Origin of the sequence: Rubripirellula reticaptiva (genome assembly GCF_007860175.1) — a bacterium.
Lineage (GTDB): Bacteria > Planctomycetota > Planctomycetia > Pirellulales > Pirellulaceae > Rubripirellula > Rubripirellula reticaptiva.
Genome location: NZ_SJPX01000002.1, coordinates 94,023 through 115,262, shown reverse-complemented (window position 1 = coordinate 115,262; position 21,240 = coordinate 94,023). Strand labels below are relative to the sequence as shown.

Annotated in this window: 15 protein-coding genes and 1 pseudogene; 6 read left to right on the top strand and 10 right to left on the bottom strand. The window is 56.0% G+C overall.

Annotated features, from left to right (window positions below):
• Positions 1-84 precede the first annotated feature (84 nt).
• Positions 85-1,659 carry a prenyltransferase/squalene oxidase repeat-containing protein gene (locus Poly59_RS06770; RefSeq protein WP_246151448.1) on the bottom strand — a complete coding sequence of 525 codons (1,575 nt, stop codon included), beginning with the start codon at positions 1,657-1,659 and terminating at the stop codon, positions 85-87.
• Between the two features lie 205 nt (positions 1,660-1,864).
• Positions 1,865-2,518, bottom strand: a complete 654-nt coding sequence (locus tag Poly59_RS06765; RefSeq protein WP_146533366.1) for a hypothetical protein — start codon at positions 2,516-2,518, stop codon at positions 1,865-1,867.
• Between the two features lie 116 nt (positions 2,519-2,634).
• Here Poly59_RS06765 and aroB point away from each other — a divergent pair, with 116 nt between their 5' ends.
• A complete protein-coding gene (aroB, locus tag Poly59_RS06760) occupies positions 2,635-3,771 on the top strand; it encodes a 3-dehydroquinate synthase (RefSeq protein WP_146533365.1) in 1,137 nt (378 codons plus the stop codon).
• A 132-nt stretch (positions 3,772-3,903) separates the two neighbouring features.
• Positions 3,904-4,344 (top strand): PEGA domain-containing protein, encoded by a 441-nt coding sequence (locus Poly59_RS06755; RefSeq protein ID WP_246151447.1) that lies wholly within the window; start codon positions 3,904-3,906, stop codon positions 4,342-4,344.
• A 139-nt stretch (positions 4,345-4,483) separates the two neighbouring features.
• Here the strand turns inward: Poly59_RS06755 and Poly59_RS06750 are convergent, their stop codons facing one another.
• Both Poly59_RS06750 and Poly59_RS06745 read right to left on the bottom strand, forming a co-directional pair.
• Complete coding sequence (locus Poly59_RS06750) at positions 4,484-4,786, bottom strand: hypothetical protein (RefSeq protein ID WP_146533363.1); 303 nt, start codon at positions 4,784-4,786, stop codon at positions 4,484-4,486.
• 669 nt (positions 4,787-5,455) lie between these two features.
• Positions 5,456-6,121, bottom strand: a pseudogene (locus tag Poly59_RS06745) (ISAs1 family transposase); the annotation flags it as partial.
• Positions 6,122-6,595: 474 nt separating this feature from the next.
• Here Poly59_RS06745 and Poly59_RS06740 point away from each other — a divergent pair.
• Positions 6,596-8,902: a hypothetical protein gene (locus Poly59_RS06740; RefSeq protein ID WP_222436052.1), complete on the top strand. Its 2,307-nt coding sequence runs from the start codon at positions 6,596-6,598 to the stop codon at positions 8,900-8,902.
• 26 nt (positions 8,903-8,928) lie between these two features.
• On the opposite strand, the gene Poly59_RS06735 is transcribed toward Poly59_RS06740, so the two are convergent.
• The 4 genes from Poly59_RS06735 to Poly59_RS06720 all read right to left on the bottom strand — a co-directional run bounded on the left by Poly59_RS06735 (position 8,929) and on the right by Poly59_RS06720 (position 14,530).
• Complete coding sequence (locus tag Poly59_RS06735; RefSeq protein WP_146533361.1) at positions 8,929-9,420, bottom strand: methylated-DNA--[protein]-cysteine S-methyltransferase; 492 nt, start codon at positions 9,418-9,420, stop codon at positions 8,929-8,931.
• 16 nt (positions 9,421-9,436) lie between these two features.
• Positions 9,437-10,909, bottom strand: coding sequence for a tRNA modification GTPase (locus Poly59_RS06730; protein ID WP_146533360.1), 1,473 nt, complete (start codon positions 10,907-10,909; stop codon positions 9,437-9,439).
• On the bottom strand, positions 10,803-13,412 hold the full coding sequence (locus Poly59_RS06725; RefSeq protein ID WP_146533359.1) for a protein-disulfide reductase DsbD family protein: 2,610 nt from the start codon (positions 13,410-13,412) through the stop codon (positions 10,803-10,805). Before Poly59_RS06725 ends, Poly59_RS06730 begins: the two co-directional genes overlap by 107 nt.
• Positions 13,413-13,486: 74 nt before the next feature.
• Complete coding sequence (locus Poly59_RS06720; protein WP_186776069.1) at positions 13,487-14,530, bottom strand: phosphotransferase; 1,044 nt, start codon at positions 14,528-14,530, stop codon at positions 13,487-13,489.
• 105 nt (positions 14,531-14,635) lie between these two features.
• Between Poly59_RS06720 and Poly59_RS06715 the strand changes: the two genes are divergently transcribed.
• From Poly59_RS06715 to Poly59_RS06705, 3 genes are all read left to right on the top strand, one after another.
• Positions 14,636-16,321, top strand: a complete 1,686-nt coding sequence (locus tag Poly59_RS06715; RefSeq protein WP_146533357.1) for a M28 family peptidase — start codon at positions 14,636-14,638, stop codon at positions 16,319-16,321.
• A gap of 142 nt (positions 16,322-16,463) precedes the next feature.
• A complete protein-coding gene (locus tag Poly59_RS06710) occupies positions 16,464-17,483 on the top strand; it encodes a hypothetical protein (RefSeq protein ID WP_146533356.1) in 1,020 nt (339 codons plus the stop codon).
• Positions 17,473-18,453 carry a hypothetical protein gene (locus Poly59_RS06705; RefSeq protein WP_186776068.1) on the top strand — a complete coding sequence of 327 codons (981 nt, stop codon included), beginning with the start codon at positions 17,473-17,475 and terminating at the stop codon, positions 18,451-18,453. Before Poly59_RS06710 ends, Poly59_RS06705 begins: the two co-directional genes overlap by 11 nt.
• 95 nt (positions 18,454-18,548) lie before the next feature.
• Here the strand turns inward: Poly59_RS06705 and Poly59_RS06700 are convergent, their stop codons facing one another.
• Both Poly59_RS06700 and Poly59_RS06695 read right to left on the bottom strand, forming a co-directional pair.
• The gene (locus Poly59_RS06700) at positions 18,549-18,971 is read right to left on the bottom strand and encodes a hypothetical protein (protein ID WP_146533355.1); all 423 of its coding nucleotides are present in this window, start codon (positions 18,969-18,971) and stop codon (positions 18,549-18,551) included.
• On the bottom strand, positions 18,968-21,013 hold the full coding sequence (locus tag Poly59_RS06695) for a multiheme c-type cytochrome (protein ID WP_146533354.1): 2,046 nt from the start codon (positions 21,011-21,013) through the stop codon (positions 18,968-18,970). Before Poly59_RS06695 ends, Poly59_RS06700 begins: the two co-directional genes overlap by 4 nt.
• Between the last annotated feature and the right edge of the window lie 227 nt (positions 21,014-21,240).

The window sequence follows — 21,240 nt, the reverse complement described above, 5'->3', positions numbered from 1 at the left end:
AGTGTATTTAGCCGAACGTCGTTCGATTCCGAAGCTCATCGGCGCGGCGCAGATCACACACCCTGGGCTATCTTCCCGCGATGCTTACAGTGGGAAGTCGTCTTCGGACGCGGCATCGGCGTAAAGAGGCATGTGCCGGTAATAAACTTCCAAGATCATCGTGGCGAATGATGTCTGCATCAAACGTCCACCCTCGGTCATGCCGTGGACCGAGCTTTTGATGAACCAACTGCCCTTCGCGCCTGACTTTTGGGACTGTTCAGCAACAAGCCAATCGCGCAGTTCGATGTTGTAGTTCTCCCACTCGATCCCACCAAATTGCCGCAGCACTTGGGCTGCGTAATAGTTGTAGTACAGATCGTTTTTCTTGACGCCGGCTTTGGACAGCAATTTGACACCTTCAACGATGCCAGGGTGAGTCTTGTCCCATCCGGTGTACATTCGGCACAGCAGACCGATGGCGGTGGTACCGTGGCGAAATTTAGTCACTGGCTTGTCGTATCCGTAAGACGATCCGTTATTGGATTGCACACGATTGAGGAAACCCACCGATTGTTGGATCGTCATGGGCGGCACAGACAAGTGCCCCATGTAACCGCTCTTAAGCGCCATGATCTGCCAGCCTGCGACCGAGGTGTCACCACCGCGTGGGTCCTGGACTTTGTAACGCCAACCGCCGTCGCGACACTGAGCCGCGACGATGAAGTTGATCGCGCCTTGCGCTGGCGCAAACAGGATTGGGTCTTCCGTCATGGCATAAGCTTCGCAAAGCGCAATCGAAGCCAGCCCGTGTGAGTACATGTCGCCGCCCGTCCGCAAATCCAGCACGGGTAATCCATTGGCCTTACCAGCCTTACCTGATTGGATCAGAAACTGCAGACCACGGCCAACGACGTCTTTGAAGTCGCCTTGAAGATGAGTTTGTCCGGCGCCCAGAAAAGGCAGCAACGCCATCGCCGTCGCCGCCGATACCGCTTTGGCACGGTTTTCATCGCCCGGATCACCGCAGGCACCGTTGCAAACGAAGTTGTGTGCGAACGTCCAACCACCGTTCGGCATTTGGTGACGTGAGAACCATTTGAGGGCTTCGGTCACGGCGGCTTCACTGGATTCATTGCCGCCGTAGTCGCGCAGCAGTTTCTTCTTCATGTCCTCGGATCGACTGCTCAGCGGCTGGCTTGTCATCGTGGTAAGCGATTGCAGGCTCATCGTTGGCGGTGCCATTTCGGCCGCCAAGTCGCCCATGTCCATCACGACTGCTGACATTTCAATGGGCGCGACATCGACGGATTCAGCCAGTTCCATCGGTTCGGTCAGTTCTGCGATCGGATCGGAGGGCTCCTCCATTTCCGCTACTTCCCCCGGTTCGATTTCGTCGATCGTGAACTCTTCGATTTCGGGGCCTTCTTCCGAGTTGCTGTTGGCCGTCAAAACATTGATGACTTTGATCGGGTCGGTGAACGTGATCAACCCCAATGCCAACAAGATCAGCACGTGCAGCAACATGCTGACCAGCCAAGCTGGAGCGTCACGCAAGAACCCAAATCGTCGACCAGGAATCACTGCCTCCTCGTCCACCGTTTCTTCGTATTCGCTTGCGGGAATTGGAATACTGACGGATGGATTCGACGTCGGGTCTGGATTGGATTGTGTTGCCATAGAATAAAAAGGGCTCGCGGCAATCGTTGGTTGAAAGAGAAGGCTGCACGACGTATCGAGCAATCCTTATTCTAACCGGGGTTCGCTCAATTCGCGTTGTTCGGATTCCATAGATCCCTCCGAAAACGGCGGAACCAGCCATCCGATGTCCTATCAACGCGACAAACTGACCTAGATACTCCAAAGACCAACCGGAAATGGCGAACTATTCGCGCAGGTCGTAACGCGTTTGCTGGACATTCATGATCGTTGCGAACCAGTTGTAGAGCTTTGGACGTACCCACTCGGTCGTTTGAACACGTTTGGACCCATCGCTCGGACCTGCCCACCCCCCAACGAGAGAGAGGTCGATTTCGACCGGTTCAAAACGTTTCCCCGTCGGATCGGTAATTCGAATTTGCAGACAGGTCGGTAGGTTTTTTCCCGCGAAAGGACCGTCTTTTACAACCTGTTCGTTTTCGATGTCACTGGCGTTGACGCACATTTCGAGGACAGGGGATGCCGTTTCCGTGGTCCAGTCGAAGTGTCGTTCCTCCAGAAGGGCTCGGCGAAGATGCCCAAGTCCGGGCGTCGAAGTCAGATCAACCGGTTCGAAGTCGCTGTTGCCTCGCGGACGGATCTCGATCCGCTCGCCAAGCTGCAACGCCATGATGGTTTTCGGGCCCCAAAACCGAGTCGTTTCGCCCAACTGTGTTTTCCGAGCTTTGATGCTGCCCCAAGCCCCAACCACCGCAAAAACCGCAACTAGAACACCGATTCCGATCCCACGGCCGGTGACTTTGGCTCGAGGGTCATTCCGTTTGGTCGCGTCGATTGGAACGGATGCCATTTCGGCGGTATCGATCGATGGGTCGGTCATGGATTAAGTTGTCGGTGAAGAACGAATATTTACCACTGAGCATTTTGTTATCGCCGCAGTGTGGTTTTAGCTGTCATCGCCGTAGTGCGATTAACTACCAGGATTGGGATATACGTATGGTAACGTCGTCGCAAGGGCCCGCAGCAGAGTGCGTCAATGTTCCGCTGGCCGACCGAAGCTATCGGATCGAGATCACTAGTGATGCCGTTGGCGGTTTTGCCGACTCGATCATCGCGTCACTCGGTGACGTGACTCACGTGTTGGTGATCGCCGATCAGGCAGTCGAGCAATCGTGGGCCAACCCGTTGGCGGCGGCATTGGAAAGTGCGGAACGGGGAACTGCGGGAGCAATTCGAGTCAGCCAAACTAGCGTCGCATCAGGCGAGACCAGTAAGTCGATTGCGGAGTTCGAACGTTTGCTGCAATGGGTTTCGGCCGAAGGAGGCGATCGCCGCAGTGTCATCGTGGCGGTTGGCGGCGGCGTGATTGGTGACTTGGCGGGTTATGTAGCCGCGTCGTATGCCCGTGGGATTCGCTTTGTCCAAGTCCCCACGACTCTGTTGGCGATGGTCGACAGCAGCGTGGGTGGCAAGACTGGGATCAACCTGCCGACCGCTAAAAACATGGTTGGCGCCTTTTGGCAACCATCGCTAGTGTTGGTCGATACGTCCGTGCTAAGCACCTTGCCGGACCGCAGCTATCTGAGCGGGTTGGCCGAAGTGATCAAGTATGGCGTGATCGATGACGCTGAATTTTTTGACTATCTCGAATCGCACGCCAGCGACTTGGTCGCTCGCGATCCCAAAGCGCTGCGGCACGCGATCGCGCGCAGTTGCCAATCCAAGGCCAGTGTCGTCGGCGAAGACGAGCGTGAAACCAGTGGCCGCCGGGCAATCTTGAATTACGGGCATACGTTTGCCCACGCAATCGAGTCGACGGCCGGTTACGGTACGTTTTTGCACGGGGAAGCCGTCGCGATTGGAATGCAAATGGCGGCTCAATTGGCGATCGACCTAGGGATGTGCGACGCGACGCTGTTGGATCGCCAAACCAAGCTGATCGTGGCATGTGGGTTGCCGACGACTTGGGCCGATGCCGATCCGGACGCCATGTTGCCCGTCATGATGCGAGACAAAAAGGTGGCGCACGGGAAACTGCGTTTCATTCTGCCCACGCGCCTCGGAGCGGTCGATTTGCTGGGCGATATTGACGAGGCGGCGGTCCGCGATGCGATCGTGAAACTGAAAAAGTAGAAACCGGCCTACCCGTCGTGTCCGGCGACTTGGTAACGACACATTCAAGCGGCAAGGTGTTTCGCGCCGCGAGTCTGATTGTGTTCTAAGTTTCCGACTGTTTTGGGGAACGGTTTACTTCCGTTCGAGGCCGTGCTTTTGTCTGTCACCGTATCGCGAATGACGATCATTTTGATCGCTGTCACGACGCTTTCGAGCGTTGGATGCGTGCGCCGGCGGATGACCGTTCGGACCAGCCCGCCGGGGGCGACGGTGTCGGTGGACAACCAAGTGATCGGAACGGCGCCCGCCGCCACGAGTTTCGTCAACTATGGAACTCGCGAATTTCGCATCTCCAAAGAAGGCTATCGAACCGAAACGATCCGCCGCAAAATTCGACCTCCGTGGTACGAGTTTCCCGGCATCGACTTCATCGCCGAAACGCTTTGGCCGGGCGAAATTCGTGACGAGCGAATCATCGATGTTGAGTTGGTACCGAAAACGATTGAACCGATCGACAATGTGATGGGACGCGCTGATTCGCTGCGAAATCAATCACGCGCCGGTGTGATCACAGCACCACCATCGCGATAGGATCTTGCGAACAAAGTATCCGCCCCGAACGGCACGACGGATTCTGCAGAAGTCCGATGCCTCGCGTGGTTGGGCGTCGTGCCTTGGCTCCTGCGTCAGCTTGTACTGCATCCGTCTCCGTTGGAGTGTACGCGATTCATCACGGTCCGGTCGGTTGCCAACCGCATGTTGCGCGAAACAGCCCTTCGCAAAGTTCATCGGCGTTGCTGATGACGGCCAGCACCGCCGGCATGTCAGACACGTGGTCATGGCTGACTCGAAACCGATTTGCCATGGCTTCATTTGTCCCGTTTCGATCCAGCCAGTTTAGGCCCGATCGGCAAAACACACCGGTTTCTTCGATGATTTGGTCGATTGTCCGAAACTGGCTGGCCTCATGACTGCGTTCGATCTGGAAGCGTCCCGTCGCCATCTCCCAGAATGGCGTCGGTAGACGACGCAAAGATCGCCACGACGCGCAAAATTGGGAAGCGACATCTCGGTGTTTGGCTAATCAGTTGGCGGAACCCGGTTTGGTTTTCGGGAGTGTCCGCCATCGCTACCGGTGCCCCTTCCGCGATGATGACACGGTGCCCTAGCCGTTGATCGGGGCTTTTCCTTTCGTTCGTTTTGCTACTGGACGCGACCAAGCGATGCATCGAAGGTTCGTCGAGCTTCTCTCGAGCGATGCCGTACGCACCAGTCTTCGCCGGAGACTGACTCGATAGACTCTTTCAAGATCCTTGAGGCGATGTAGAGATCGCCGCACTGACGTGCGTCGTAGACTCGGACGCGAAACGAGAACTGGAATACGGGGACTTCCTTGCATGGCGTGTTCGGGAGGTTCGATGCCCAAACTCATCGCAAATGAAGCCCGTTACTACAAATCGACGCAAACCCGCGGGCAGGCAACGGCTTGATGCGGATTAAGCGCTATTCGCTCCTACCCACATTTCCTCTTCCGGCTTGTGAAGGGCGATTATTCATAGGGCCAATTGTCATCGTAGTCGGACGGTATTGGAGATGGAGGGTCGTTGTACGGGTCGTTGTCGAGTGTTCAATCAAATGGTGTGCAAGGCAATCCTGTGCTCGTAATAGGAGACCATTCTTCCCAGGGCGATTGCACCGTAAGTCATGCTGCGAACACGACTTTTGCTAAGTAGTCGCAGGCCCAGCCGGATTTCAGTCGTTTGTTCTTCACTCCGCACTTGGCCATTTTCTCTTGCTTGAGCAGACTCAGGGCTGTCCTGCGAAGCGTACTGAGGTTCTCGTCAGCGTGACCTTTTCGGATTCGGCTTTGGTCTTCGCCGAACGTGACATCCAACTGCCAGTGAAGACTGTTCTCGATGCCCCAGTGGTCACGAACCGCTGAGGCGAACCGTTTGCCCGAGACATATTTGCTCAAAATGTAGTAGCGGACGTCGATGCTATCACCACTTCGGCGAGTTGTATTATTTATCGAAATCCCGATCGCTTTGAGTCCACGCCAACGCGCTGCATCGGGCAACTCTGAGGGCACTTTGCAAAGGTAGTACGAACGAAAATCTTCTCGTCCGTGCCCCTTCTCGTTACTCTGAAACTCTCGCACTTCAACATCGGCAAAGTCGTTTTCCAGGTGCTTCAAGAAGAACGCTTTGAGTCCCTTGTTCAAGGTTGGCTGATTGCCTTTGACGGCCAAGCAGTAATCGGCTTTCTCGGTGATGATCCGATCGGCAATTTCGGTCTGACATCCCATCGCGTCGATCGTGATCAAAGCTCCGGAAACTTCAATCATTTGCAGCAGTTTCGGAATGGCCGTACCAAGATGCTCGGTGAGACTGGCGGAACGTTCCAAGGCGATGACTCCAGGGCAAGATGCATCACCCGGTCGCTCATCGAACACTCAAACCCAAAGCGATGTCTCACCAAGTTTCGCAAAACACCCATCGTGGCGCAATCGCCCTGCATCGCGCCCAAGGACGGCGCGACGGCAGGGTGGCAGGGGCGGTTCCATACTGCTGAGCCCAAGCCGAGATCGTCGACGGCCTCGTTCATTCATATTGGACGCACGAATTCAGCGGAAGAGCCAAGTTCTTAAACTGTTGACGGTCCGCTGCGACGCTGATCATGCTCAAATAGCGATGGTCGCAAACATCCACAATCCTTGGATGCCAACTGGCAATGCGATTCGGGGCGTACACTCTTTTCTCGCTGATTCCTTAACACTCGCTGAATGTCAGACATGCGACCCGATCCCAATAGCGTTTCGAGATCGCGGCCTAGCGACTGCGAAATGACTCGGCGGAATGTCGTTTTGTTTTGGTTGGCAACTCCGGTCGCCATCATCTTATTGCTCGGTGGAGTTCTATCGGGACGTGATCGATTGGCGTTTCGTGACGTCAGCCACTTCTACATTCCGCTGTACCAGTACGTGGCCGAGCGTTGTCACGACGAGTGGTTACCGCTGTGGAATCCGCTGGATCAAACGGGGATTCCATTGGTTGGTGAAACCACCACTGCAGTTTTTTATCCGGTTCGGTACGTGCTGTTCTCGCTGCCGACATCAGCCAGTTTGGCGGTGGCTTGGTATGTCGCGATTCATTTGGTGATCGCATCGCTGACGGCTGTCGTTGCCGCGCGAGCGATGAAGGTTGGCCGTCCTGCGTCGATGCTGGCCGGCGTCATGTATCCGATGTCGGGCAGCATCTGGTTTCTGTACACCAACCCACCCTATTTGGTCGCCGCGGCGTGGATGCCGTTGGTGATGGCGATGCTGTTGAAATCCGGTGGTGACGACCGGGGGAAGAGGATCGTCATCGGCGGATCGGCGATGGCAATGATGATCTTGGGCGGTGATCCGCAGGCCGCGCTGCACACGATGATGCTTTGCAGCGCGGTGATGATTTGGCGACTGATACGCCGGACTGTGACAACCGCGAGTCTTGCTGTTTTGATGCTAGTGCCGATGCTTGCCGCGTGCTTGTCTGCACCGCAGCTCGCCGCGTCACTGTCTTGGAGCAACCAAAGCGATCGCGTTTCACCGGATCTTGAAGCCAGACGATTTACGGCACCCATCGTGGGCGGCAAGCGACACCAGGCTCAACAGTATTCGTTGCCGCCATGGCACATCGCTGAATTGGTCACCCCCAACGCCTATGGTTCGATGTTGCCGGTTTATCGGCGACTGAGTCGATTGATTCCTGGTGATGGACGCGTTTGGACGCCATCGATCTACCTTGGAATGTTGGCTGCGATTGCGTTGCTCGACCGTTTACTGCGTTTGCGTTCCCAGCGAATCGATGCGCCGCTGGGAATCGCAATCGCGTCACTCGCACTGGCTAGCGGCCACTTTGGGTTGGTGTGGTGGATTCAAGCCAGCACGGGTGTGATGAGCCAAGTCGACAGCAGCGTGGGTGGACCATATTGGTTGCTGTACCAGTTTTTTCCAGGCTATGACTCGTTCAGGTATCCCGCGAAATGGTTGACGTTTTTCTCATTGGCCGTCGCGATCCTATCGGCTCAGTGGTTGGATGCTGGGCGGTGGAAGTTCGTGAAGTTCTCACTTCGTCTCGTCGCGATTGTGCTCGCAAGTGGCTTCACCGTGGTTCTGTATTTGGGATGGTTTTGGCTGCCGAATCACACGGCGACGCCATTGCCATTTGATGTGTTTTGGGGGCCGCTCGATTTCGTTGGCGGGCTGAAGGAAATTCGAATTTCGATTGTGCATTCGGTGATTGTGCTCTTGGCCATTCGATTCCTTGTTCGGTGGTCTGCTGCTCGTCATTGGACACGGGCAAAGACCGCAGAAGTGTTTTGTTTGCTCACGTTGCTTGATTTGTCGATGGTTGCCATCGGCAATACCTATACCGTCAATGTTGCGAGTGAAGACCGTTTGCTGAGTTCGGCAACAGTCGAACGCCCCGATGGTGTCCATCGCTGGATGCGGACGCAGGCGGACGGAGGTTGGCCTGAAATTTGGCAGCGATCGGCGGATGAAGATCGGTTGCTCGAAGTCGAAGTGAGTCAGCGTTTGTCGTGGTTTGGACGCTGGCATCTAACGCACAACGCCGCAGTCTTGAACAACATGGTGTCGATCGATTCGAAATCGATGGCGGTGTTTTGGAATTCGGCAAAGATAGATTCTCAATCAATGTTGCCTGGCCAGCGACGTTCGCATTGGAAACAGATCCGCCACCGATATCGTGTTGATGGCGTTATCCACAGCAATGACAAGAGTGCTGTTGTCGATGCCAAGTCGTTGCAATTGGTTGACGTTGCATTCTGGGCCGACCAACCCATCAAGCAAGAGACGCGGCAGGGTCAAATGATCATCCGTCCGGTTTATCAAGACGGGCACTGGACTGCACGCTGTCGCATTGATGACGATGCAGCTTGGCAACCGATTGCAGTTCAATCGCACGATGAGTTGATGCAAAGTACGACGGTCCCAGAGGGAATGGGAGAAGTTGAGTTTCGCTATCGACCTTGGTGGCTGGTGCCATCGCTTGCGGTGTGCGTGTTCGCCTGGATGATCTCGCTGTTGCTGGCTTTGCGAGTTTGCACTGTGTCGGGCAAACATCGCCGCCTATCGATTTCATAGCGATTAATTTGCCCGTCGCCATTCCGTTACGCGAATAAACCGTTGGGTTGTTCAAGTTCCAGTAGGCGTTGCTTGGTTACCAAACCACCGGCGGCGCTGAAACCTCGCAGTGATCCGTCTGCCGCGATCACTCGGTGGCAGGGAATGACCAGCAAGGTTCGGTTCTTGGCCATGGCCGCACCCACTGCTCGGCTAGCCTTTTGGTTTCCTGCCATCGCCGCAAGTTCTCGGTAGGTAACCGTTTCTCCGGCAGGGATCTTGCGGCAGTTTTCGTAGACTCGCTGCGTAAAATCCGTCCAACCAGCCGTGTCCAGTTTGATGCCTTCTAGAGGTTCCGTTCCTTCACGAAAGTAGGCCGACAATTGCTTGTCGAAATCGGTTGTGTCCGTGGTGACAGTGGCTTCGCCAGCGACGTCGTCGGGTTGGTTCCAATCCAGGCGATATAGTCCGCCGACTGTCCAGGTCGCCCACATCGTTCCCAGCGGCGTTGCGTGTTCACTTATCCCGATGGTCGTCATCTATTTCCCCGTTCCCTTATTTACCGATGCAAAATCGTCCGAAGACACGGTCGAGAATGTCGTCAGTGTAGACCGCACCGGTGACTTCGCCTAAGCACTGCGCCGCCAGTCGCATTTCTGCAGAAACAAACTCGTGGCCCTGGCTAGTTTCAGCAAGCCCGATTGCGGCTTCGATCGCACGCTCGGCTTCGGCCAGTGATTGTCGACACCTGGCGGCGGTGCCAACCACCGAACCCACTTCTTCGCCATCGCGACCTTGAATCGTTTCAACAATCGTCTCGATTAGCTGCCCGAGTCCCGTGCCCGTCTTAGAACTGCATGAAATCCAGTCGCCGTCCGGTTCATCAGCGACAAGGTCCGATTTGGTGGCCACGAAGATATTTACAGCTCCGGCCCGCGATGTAGTTTTCGATTCTTCTTGCAGTCGCAGCATCGCGGGCAAAAAATCGGATCGGCTGCTGTCGACACACCAAAGTCGCAAATCGGCTTCGCCTGCCGCTCGGGTGCCTTGATCCTGTGATTGGCGAGAAATATCGTCGATGACCATTTCCATACCGGCGGTGTCAATCCAACGCACCAGATGCCCATCGACAGTTGCATCGACGGTAACAATGTCGCGAGTGGTCCCGGCAACATCGGCGACAATGGCGGTTTCGGTTTCCGTCAAACTGTTCAGCAATTGGCTCTTTCCAGCGTTCGGTTCGCCTCGAAGCGCGATGTTGATGCGTGCCGATCCGCCGCCACGATCTTGCATGGTCTCGCTGGTTTGGGCCAGTGTGATGCGGATTTCGGTCAGTCGCTGGATCAGGACTTCGTCGCTGACGAATTCGATGTCTTCGTCGACGAAGTCCAAGCCGGCTTCGACGTCCGCAAGCAAATCCAGCAGCGTCGATCGCATCGACTCAAGCGGCTTGGATAGGTTGCCAGAGAGTTGTCGGAGGGCGTGGTCCAGCGATCCGCGGCCTTCGGCGTCGATCACGCCCAGCACGGCTTCGGCTTGTGTCAGATCCAGCCGACCAGCCAAGAACGCACGCATGGTGAATTCGCCGGGACGGGCGGCCCGGGCACCACTGTCGACGGCCATTTGCGTCAATCGAGTTAACAATGGCAGCGAGCCAATCGTGTGCAGTTCGGCCGAGGGTTGCCCGGTGTAGCTTCGTGGTGTCGGCCACAGCATCGCATCGACGGGGATTTGACCGATCGGAGTCCCCAGATCAACCGTTGTCGAAATTCGGGTTGGCCTGGTGACGCCAGAAACCGAAAACCCTAGCCGAGAAAGGACGCCTAAAGAATCTGTGCCCGACATTCGGATGATGCCACGCGGTGCGGGCGAGGTTGGCGAGGCAATCGCGACGATGGTTTCTTCGATATCCCACACGTGATCATTGACCGCCGCTGGCGGGTGCGTGACTCGATGATACCAATGCAGTCGACGGATACGAGCTTGTCGCGACGCCTTCGACACTTTCGCCAGCTTGCGCAAGTGCATCGAGCACGTTTTGCTGAGTCAGTAAGTCGCGCAGGACGATGGGTTGATTCGGCGTTCGGCCGGGATAGATCGCTAACAGCGGAATGGATCGACTTTGTAGTTCTTCTAGTTTCTGTTGAATTGCTGGGTCAAAGTCGGTGTAGTCCGCGTACATCGCGACCGCATCAAGTTTGTCGACAAGCTTGCGGGTCTCTTCGGTGTTGATAGCGAATTCGTAGTTGTAGATGCAGTTGGTACACCACTTGGCCGAAAAGTCGAGTAACACGGTTTTGCCTTCGGCTTGGTACTTTGCTAAACGTGCCTCGCTGTAGTCTTCCCATGCCAACACTTTCGGGCCTGGCACCAATACGGTGAACGCCGCGTACGAAATCAGCCCCGCTGCGATGATGCCGCCGGTCCATGCCGAGATTCGTTTTGGCAGGTCTGACCAAGCGGGAACTTGGCCGATGATCCAACATCCGAACCAGACGCCGATCAGCGAGACAAAGACTGGCAGTTTCTGAAAGTCTTGGAATTGAGCGAAGAAGAACGCGACGGTTCCCAAGAACAAAAACGCCATGAACTCTTTGAACGTTTCCATCCAATTGCCTGGCTTGGGTAGCCAAGCGATCAGTTTTGGTTGAAGACCAATCAACAGATAGGGAAGCGACATTCCCAGTCCTACGGTCATAAAAATTGCGATCGTTTCGACCGACGACAAACCGAGCGTGAGCCCCAGGATGTATCCCAGCAACGGACCGCTGCAGGGAGTCGCCAAGATCGTCGCGAAGACGCCTTTCGAAAACGCACCGGTCAATCCTTCGCGGCTCTGCAGATCTTGCGACGCCTTGTTCGAAGCCATGCCGGGGGCGGGGATTTCCCAAACGCCCAGATAGCTAAGCGCCAAGGCGAACAGGCCCAGTGTCAGCCCCAGCTTGACGGGAAAGTAAGTGAATTGTTGGCCCCAGCCGAATTTGAACACGACCGCCAACATCGCCAGGAATCCGAATACTGCCAGAATGCCGGCCGAGTAAACCAGGTTCAACATCAGCACTCGGCGACGATCTTCCCCCGCTTGGCTGACAAATCCCATGATCTTCAATCCGACCACCGGCAACACGCAAGGCATCACGTTCAAGATCACACCACCGACAAACGCAAAGAACAGAATGATCGGAAACGAAGTTGCCGCAGTTGGGTTGCCGTTGATTTCGGTCAGGGTCGGTGGTTGGCCATTCGATTTGCCGCCCGAAACCGAGCCCGCGATCGGCACGGAAGCATAGTCATCGGTTGCTGGGGCAGTGGCCGCTGGTGCCACCGATGCCGCCGCAACCTCGTCAACCCATTTCGTTTCGGCGGCCGCATCCAGTGCGGTCGACGACTTGGAACTCGCAAGTGTCACAGCGTTCGCAGCCGTGTCGGTCGTCGGGCCGACGGTCAGCGTTGATGAAAACGTCAGCGCGACGGGACGATGGCAACTGTTGTCCGTACAAGCTTGGTAGGCGATCAAGCCTTCAATCGTTTTGACGCCAGCGGGCGAGTCGGCGGGAACGGAGATTGGCAGCGACCATGTCACTTCGCCACCGTAGTAATGGACTGGTGGCAGTGAGGGGACGATCGACTTGCTGATGACGGGTTTGTTGGCCGATGGCTTGCCGATCTTCAGTCCGCTCTTTTGAGTCAGCACAAAATTGGTCGACGATTCAGCGTCGTCCGTTGCCGCGCGGTAGACGTGGAAGGTTTCATCCGGCTTGGCCGTGAAGGTCAATACCGCAGTGCCACCCGGCGCGACTTGCCGAGGCTGCAGCGTGGCTGTCCACTGAACCACGTAATCCGCATCGCGAAACCACTCCGGTGCATTTTTCGGTTGTGCGCCGTTTGCAGTTGTTGTGGCACCGTCCGCGACTTGTGTCATCGCGACCGTGGATGAAGCTGTATCTTGTTCGGCAGTCGGCCCACCATAGTTGGCGGTCAGTGTTTCGCGAACCGGCATGCATTTGCCGTCGATCGTTTCGCATGCCAAACCATTGAAGCTGACTTGGATGGAGTCTTCAAAGCCTGCTGGGATTTCGAGCGGCGCTGACCAAATGACCTTGTCTTCGTGCTCTTCGACGGTCAAGCCGTTGTATTGTGACGAAATGCTTTTCGACGGTTCGACGCTGGGCACGAAATCGCCGACCAGCTTTATCTCGCTGGGGGATTTGATCGCAATCTTTGTGCGAAGCGGACCGCCACTCTTTTGGGTCGTCGAATAGACGTGCCAAGTTGGGGCGATCGTTGCTTCGACTTCCAACATGCCTCGGCCAGACGCGTCGACGAAATACTTTGCTTGCAACGTTACTGGCTCGGCAACGTTTGCGCTCGCACCGAAGCCACCGAGTGAGAAATTGGGGAAAACATCTGATCCCGGGCCAAAGTCATCCTGGGCGGTCGTCTCACTCGCAAAACTTGTCCCGAACAACATTAGGATTGCGAAGAGAGCGGCCAGCCGATCCGTGACGGTCGTGTTTTTTCTATTCAGCATGGTTTTTAAGTGTGAGGGGGGCGAGCACGCAAATTCTACTTGTCCAGCGAATGTTCAGTCAACGAAGCTGGGGATCAAGGTTTGTGTAGTTTGCGTCTTTTACCGGTGTTTCGGCTCTGGTATTGAGCCGCAAGTTCGGTGATCTCGTCAATTCGCCGGGCAACTGCGTCGGGACCGGCTGGGAATGAGCGTTGTTCCAGAACGATCCAAACTAGCCAATTTGCCAGGCTGGACCATACCGTCGCAGCGTGAATGGTCTGTGCTTCTAATACGTTTTCTAGGCCGAAGCCCGCCATAGCGGCTTGCCAAACGGCATCTTCCCTTTTCCCGTTTTGCACTGACGCGTCTCGACGAATCAGAAATCCGCCGACCCAACGAGCAAGGTCAGCCGAGGGTGTATCGATTCGCAGCGCGTCAAAGTCGATCAGACCGCTGGGGCGACCGTCACTGAACAGGACGTGGTCGCGATGACAGTCTCGCAGTACGTATTGAGTGACGACATAGCAGTCTTGCAGATCCATGAGTTCCGACGTGATTCGATCTGCTGTGGGAAGCCAATGTCGCCGCAGGATCTCGGACGCCCGCCCTACGGCGTTTGACAACGGTGTTGGTCGTGTTGTGATCGCGCACGGTGATTCTCTCGATTGAAGCATCTGTGTCACTAATGGACGCAGCTGTTCGATGCGGCGGAGTCGGGCCGACACAGCGGGGGCCGGTTGCTGTACCTGTTTGCATGGGGCGACAGCTTTGTGAAACTGCCGCAACGCGATCGCGCCTGAATGAATCTGGTCGAGTGAAGCGTCCGCCAAGGCTGGTTCGCCAGGCATCCAGGATGCTAGTTCCCATTGCCGACCCTCGGCACTTGCAACGCCATGGATTGCTGGAACCAGCACACATCCGGATTGCCGTGCGAAGGTTGCCACGGTGTGAACCTCTTTGACTCGCTCCAAGTCGGTTCCTGTCGCCCAGCCTTTTAAAGCAAAACGACTGCCCACTTCAGACTGGCACTCAAACACGACTCCACCGCTAAATCCCGGCGGCACCATGGTTGCTGTTCGAATTCGAAATGGACCCAGCAGAGCACTTCGGATGGCGGCGGGGATACGCGAGTCAATCAAGGCAATGAAAAATGTGTAAGCTGCGTTGAATTCATCTTGAACAAAAGCATGTCGAATCGATCGTTTCGAGTCGTCATTCTATCAAAGGATACTGAGGAACCCGTGATGAAATATTTGCTAACCGCGATTCTGGTGTGCACGCTGCCGACGCTAAACGTGTCGGCTCAAGATACCGCGTCCGTCGAAATTCTCTCGGCCGCCGACAATTCGGCGGCCGAGGTCATCGACGAAGCAAGCTTGCGCGGGCACGTCCGGTTCCTCGCTGATGATCTGTTGGAAGGTCGTGGGCCGGGCTCGCGCGGCGATGCAGTGACCCAGTTGTATCTGTCGACACAGTTTCAATCGCTGGGCTTGGAACCCGCCGCTGCCGATGGCGGATGGCTACAGCCGGTACCGCTGGTTGGCGTGAAAACGGAAGCCCCGGCGGAAATCAAATTTCAACGCGGGAACGAATCGGTGTCTTTGAAGTCGGTGACGGATTTTATGTCGACCATCGGCAGCCCAAAAACAGAAGCGTCGATCGACGCCGCCGAACTGGTTTTTGTTGGCTACGGAATTCAAGCCCCCGAGTACGACTGGGATGATTTCAAGGACGTCGATCTTCGCGGGAAAGTTTTGGTCGTGATGAACAATGATCCGTCCAGCGACCCGGAACTTTTCGAAGGCAGTCGGCGGTTGTACTACGGGCGTTGGGACTACAAGTATGAAAGCGCGGCTCGCCAGGGAGCCGCCGGTGCGATCATCATTCACACCACTCCCTCGGCCGGCTATCCGTGGCAAGTGATTCAAACGTCTTGGGCCGGCGAAGAATTTGAACTGCGAGACGCTGGTGGTCCACGCATGGAACTGAAGGCATGGGCGAGCGAAGGGGGCGCGAAGAAGATTGCCGCGCTGGCCGGAAAAGACTTGGATGCACTGCGAGCTGCGGCGGAATCACGTGACTTTCGCCCGGTTCCCCTGGGAGTTTCCTTGTCGATTGAATTGACGGCCAGCGTTCGCAATCAAGACACCGCCAACGTCTTGGCCTCGCTGCCGGGAAGCGATCCCGATCTTCGTGATGAATACGTTATCTACATGGCTCACCATGACCACTTGGGAATGTCTGCTCAGCGAGACGCCAACGGCGACAACATCTACAACGGCGCGATCGACAACGCTTCGGGGGCTGCGGCGCTTTTGACGATGGCGAAGGCCTTTGTCCAGTTGGAACCCCGTCCGGCGCGTTCGATTCTGTTTGCGGCCGTGTCGGCGGAAGAGCAAGGTTTGTTGGGATCCAAGTTCTTTGCCAGTGATCCACCCATTCCCGCCGGCAAGTTGGCGGCGGTGATCAACATGGACGGCACGAACATCATTGGCCGAACACACGACGTGAACGTCATTGGAATGGGAAAGTCATCCTTGGATAATCACGTCCAGGCGGTCGCGAAGGCTCAAGGCCGAATCGTTACGTCGGATCATTTTCCGGATCGTGGTTACTACTATCGATCCGATCAATTCAGCTTGGCCAAAATCGGTGTGCCGGGTGTCTATTTGCACTCGGGTGTCAATGTGATCGGAAAACCGGACGGTTGGGGCAAAGAACAATTGGACCAATGGGTTGAAAAAATCTATCACCAACCCAGCGACGAATATCTAGAAGAGTGGAACCTATCGGGCGCGATCGAGGACACTCGTTTGCTGTTTCACGTCGGCCGACGCGTCGCCAATTCACCGGAAATGCCGTCATGGACCGAGGGTGACGAATTCGAAGCCGCGCGAAAACAGGCGATAGCCGAAACGCCGAAACCGTAGGCAGGGGCGGCAAGACAGCCGGTCAAATTGGCGAACGGTTTTGCCAGCACGGTCAATCGCCGAATCTGGTCTAGACACTGTTTGTTCAGGAAGCTTAATCGTCAGGTGTTCGTTTCTACTAAAAGTTGAGCGCCGCCTGACCATGGATTTCATCGATCTTCCTCTGCCCCAGTGGGTAGATCGGTTATGCGTCCGTTGTATCGCGATCCTGCTCGGCCTGGCCGTTCAAACGGTGAATGCCCAGGCAACTGATGTTTCACCATCCGATTGGTCCAGCCTTACGTCGCCGACCGAGTTCGATGAATCGGAGTTCGACGAATCTGCCGATTCTCTATTGGTTCAATACCCGTCTTGGCTGCCGCAATCGCCGAGTCCGAAACCGTTGCGCCCGATCGAGTCGCCCACACGGTGGATCGCCTCGGCTGATTATCTAGCCCTCTATCGCAGCGACAAGCTGACTCTGTTTCAAACAGATGGGATGGGTGACGTGCATGAGTCCCACTTGAAATCAGAAATCAACAGTGGTTTCGTGGCGACGCTTGCGCGGCAAACCAACAACTCGGCTAGACGCGACGGAACGATCGCCACGGTTGAATTCTTGACGGTGTCGGGCCAGGACGAAATGGACATTGGTCACAGCACCTATCTGGCCGACACAGCCTTGGTCAGCGTTTTTGCAGACGTTGGCAAGTGGCGTGAACAACTTGGTGGGCAGGCGGTCTCGTCGATTGGCCTTCGCTATCTTGGCATGAACGACCATTACGATTGGTCAGACAACCTTGGATTTGTCTATGACGATTTGGTGCGGACAGAGAACCATCTGGTCATGCTGCAAGCCCGGATCGGCGGCGACTGGCAATGGAAGGGCTGGGAATTGGATGCCATGTTTTCCGGCGGCATCGGCGGCAATTTCGCCGATCAATCAGGGCTGCGGCGAGACGGGTCAAGCGAGTACGGCGAGTCACGGTTCGAGCTCGGATTGCTGTCCGAGTTTTCGGCAAACTTGGGGCGACGTCTGACGGATCATCTGAGCGTTCATGCCGGCTTTCGTGGCCTGTTGGTTGACGGAGTCTTGGTGGCGCGTCGATCGTACTTACGGCCAGGCGACGCCGACGAAATTCGTTACGCCGGCGGTATGTTGGGAGTGCGATATGAATTTTGATTCGCGGGTGCGAGTCGTGATGACGCACTCTCTGTTGGCTGTTTTTTTGGTCGGTTTTTGCGGTTGCCATACTTTGGCGCCTCACCGCATTGAGCCGTCCGCACAATACATTGCACCAGAGTTGGCTGCCGATACCAGAAATCCGATCGAGTTCGGTCGCGAAGTGAAATGGTTGGACACGGCCGGCTGGATTTGGGGAATCCCAGGCAAGATTCTGTTCTGGGATCGACGAATTGACCGTCACAAATTCTCCGAATCTACCGTCGAAGCGACCGCCGAATACTTGGCTACAAACCATTTGCCGCACATCAAGGTTCGGATGAACCAGTACGCGCCGCTTGAGGATTTCCAGCGTCTGCGGAAGAATAAAACCGTTGCTTGGCCCTATCGTTACACGTTGGGTTTGTTGGCGGTGGGTGGCGAAGCGATCCTGCCGGGCCGCTTGATCGGCGGTGATCACTTCAACCCGTTCACGCAAACCGTTCACCTGTACAGCGACGTTCCGTCGATCGCTCTGCATGAACTTGGGCATGCCAAGGATTTTGCACGTCGCGAGTTTCAAGGAACCTACGGTGTTTTGTACCTAGGGTTCCCGCTCTATCACGAAACGATCGCGTCGCAGGAAGTGATGGGGTACCTGTATGATCGCGGTGATCGCGAAGGCATCATCGAAGCCAATCGAATCTTATACCCGGCCTACGGAACGTACCTCGGCAATTCAGTAGCCCGGTTTGTGCCTGCGGCGTCACTGCCGATCTATTATGGCAGCGTTCTGGCCGGTCATGTCAACGGCCGGGCGCTTTCAAGTCAAATCGACGAAGACTTGCATCGCTATCACGAGATGTTTTCATCTCGCCCACCAGTCGCATCGCAGGTGATTCAAGTCACAGCGAGCGACTCACTGCCAAGCGATTTGCTCTCAGATGAATTGGCGGAACGAGCCCAGGATGACGCTACGTTACTGGATTGAATCCATAGAAACTCTCTGCATCCCTTTTTCAAGACGCAGTCGAGATTTGTCGAGCTGTCGCCTGAATCGCATCGGCATTCCCCTTTCGAGGGTCATTACGGTGCGCCGCGCAGTGCCGCGATGCCGACCCATGCTGTTGCGATTGCCAACGCATAGCCCGCCCATCCGTGCAGCGAAACCAGCGTTTCCATCGTGTGGGTTGACGCGATTGGCAACATGCAAACGAACATTGTTGCGATGGTCAGCAATCCGAACAGCAGCAAACATTGTAGCGCCGCTCGCTGGACCGGCGAATCAAGCAAGCCTCGCGATGACGGCATCAGCCGAGCGATTGCGTACACGGGCAGCAGTGTGACCACGACACCGCTGGCCATCATATGTACCATCAACCGTGCATCCGCCAAGTGGCCGCCCGCTAGCGTCGGCAGCGCCGTAACGACCAACACGATCGTTGCCACGACGATGGCGATCAATGATCCGGTTCGAATCAACGAACTTAACTTTGATGAAAGTTTCATAGCGAATCCTTCGACGCCGGTCGGGTGGATGCGATGAAGGTCCCCAGCAGTGTGATTGCCATCAACGCCAGAGATACCGCCGTCATCAACTTAAACGTCGCACGGCCGGCGAACAGTTGGTTCCATCGCGAACGTTCATCGTCGGAGATCTGCTGGATCGATGACATCGAGATCGCCGACGCGACCACCGGTGCCGGGCCTGTTGGCGTCACGGTTGACGCAAAGATCAGTCCATTATCGACGTGGCATTCCAAACATCCCGTTGCCCCCAATGCCCAGCCGGCGGGCCGAACGTTGTGCGCCATCGGCCACTGAACCATCTCAATTGCATCGACGTTTTTGACATCCACTTCGGTCAGAGAATTCTGCTGTTCGCCTCGCGCGAAAGCTGCCCCGGTCGAGACATAAACAGCACGATCGACGGAAAACTCTTTTTCGATCGCTGCGAGTGCGGCGAAGACTTTTTCGTCAAACTCTTCGCGTCCTTTCTCAGACACTTCGGCGACGAAGTCTTTTCGTACACGCAACGCTTTGCGAGTCGCAGAGTAGACGGCTTCCGGCGACAGCGGCGATACGATTCCGTCTTTGATCGATCCCCAATACGCCGGCCACATCGCGCGGGCAGTTGTAATAGGGGATTCATCAGCATGGTCGGATTCGTTGTCCGCATGGGGTGACGACGTTTGAGATCGTGCGAACAAGGGGCCGCGGATGGACGGCAACTCCTGACCGTCGCGATGCAGCTTTTGACCCAAACCGTGCGACAGTGAAGTCAGGATGCCGTCGGCTTCCTGGTCTGGGGCGGGCCCGCCGTGGCAAGCGATGCAGGTCAGTTTTTCGAAGTGAATCGGCGGCAAGCCTTCGTGCTTGGGCAGCGGTGATCCGAGTCGGCCTGGTCTCGACGAAATCGAGGCTACGGAATTGTCTTCACTCTCGGTCCCCAAGTGACATCCCGCACAGCTAAGTGTCGTCGCCACGTTCCCCGAGGGGTGTTGCTCGCCGGGGAAGCCTCGGACAGTTTGGTGGTCGATGCCGTTGCGGTGGCAATCGGAACAGTTCATTCCCGCGCGCAGGTGAACGTCCTCATCATGGGTCCAACGCGGCTCGATTCCGTCTTCGGTAACGGTTCGTTGGCTGTGACATTGGTAGCAGGCATTGTTTTCGGGTTCACGAACCAAGTCGAAGAATACCGTGCCATCGGGCGCGAAAGTTTGGTCGCGGTATTTGACTTTTGGAAGTTTCGCTTGCACGGCTTCGTCGCTGGGGTCCGAGCCGGTTTTGATTCTTGAAACTGATCCCGAGACATCGCCCAAACGCAAAGCGGCCGTCGGCGCCCAAGCAAAGTTCTCGGCTTCGATGGTTTCGCGGCGCAGTTCAAAGTCGTAGGCGCCCGAGGTCGCGTGACACGCCATGCAATCGATCTCTAGGTAACCGGTCAGCACCCATCGCGATGAATCATCATCAGCATCAGCTTTTTTATCTCTATCTGCTTCATCGTCTTGGGAAGCTTTCTTGTCAGGCGTCGCCATGTTGCCACCGGGTAGGCGTGCACCGAATTGGCGAGTCATTTCAAAGGTGGACAATCCGATGTCCGTTGGGTTAAAACGGCCCAGCCAATCTCGATAGGAAAGCGGCAACTGCGTTCCCGTTCGGATGTCCGTCCAAATCCACGGTTCGCCGGGGCGGCCGTCGGAAACTGTCACTTCAGCGTTTCCAATTTCTATTTCCCCGTTCTCGGCCTGACGCCGCGCGTCACTGGCAAACGCATTGAAGTGCCACCCGTGCGAGATGGTCGCATAATCATGGCAGCGTCCACACGTCTTGAGCGTCGAATAGGGTTGGTCCGAATCGGCCGTGATCTTTCGATTGTTAACATCGTAAAGATCGATGTGGTGTAAATAACGTTTGTTGCTATCGCTGTGCGCGTACGACTCGCCGTCCGCCGCGAACGTTTGGTTGCCTACCCATTGGTTGCCTAACACTGTGCCATAGGCCAGTAAGATTAGCCTGAATGAGCAATGAATCTTTGCGAAACCAACCATGCCGCACACTAAGACTGCGAAAGAAAAGAAGAGAGGAGCTGAGGGAGAGTCTACCAAGTTTGGCTCACTTTGCGGGCAGCGGGCTAAGTCGGTCAAGCTTCGGGTATGGCCCGCAGGGTCAACATTGAAAGCTCAGGGCGGCAATCGATTCGAATCAGGTGCGTGCCCGCTAGCCCACGAGGGACCTGCGTCGTTGGGGCAAAAAATGTGACGGGGTAATAAGCACG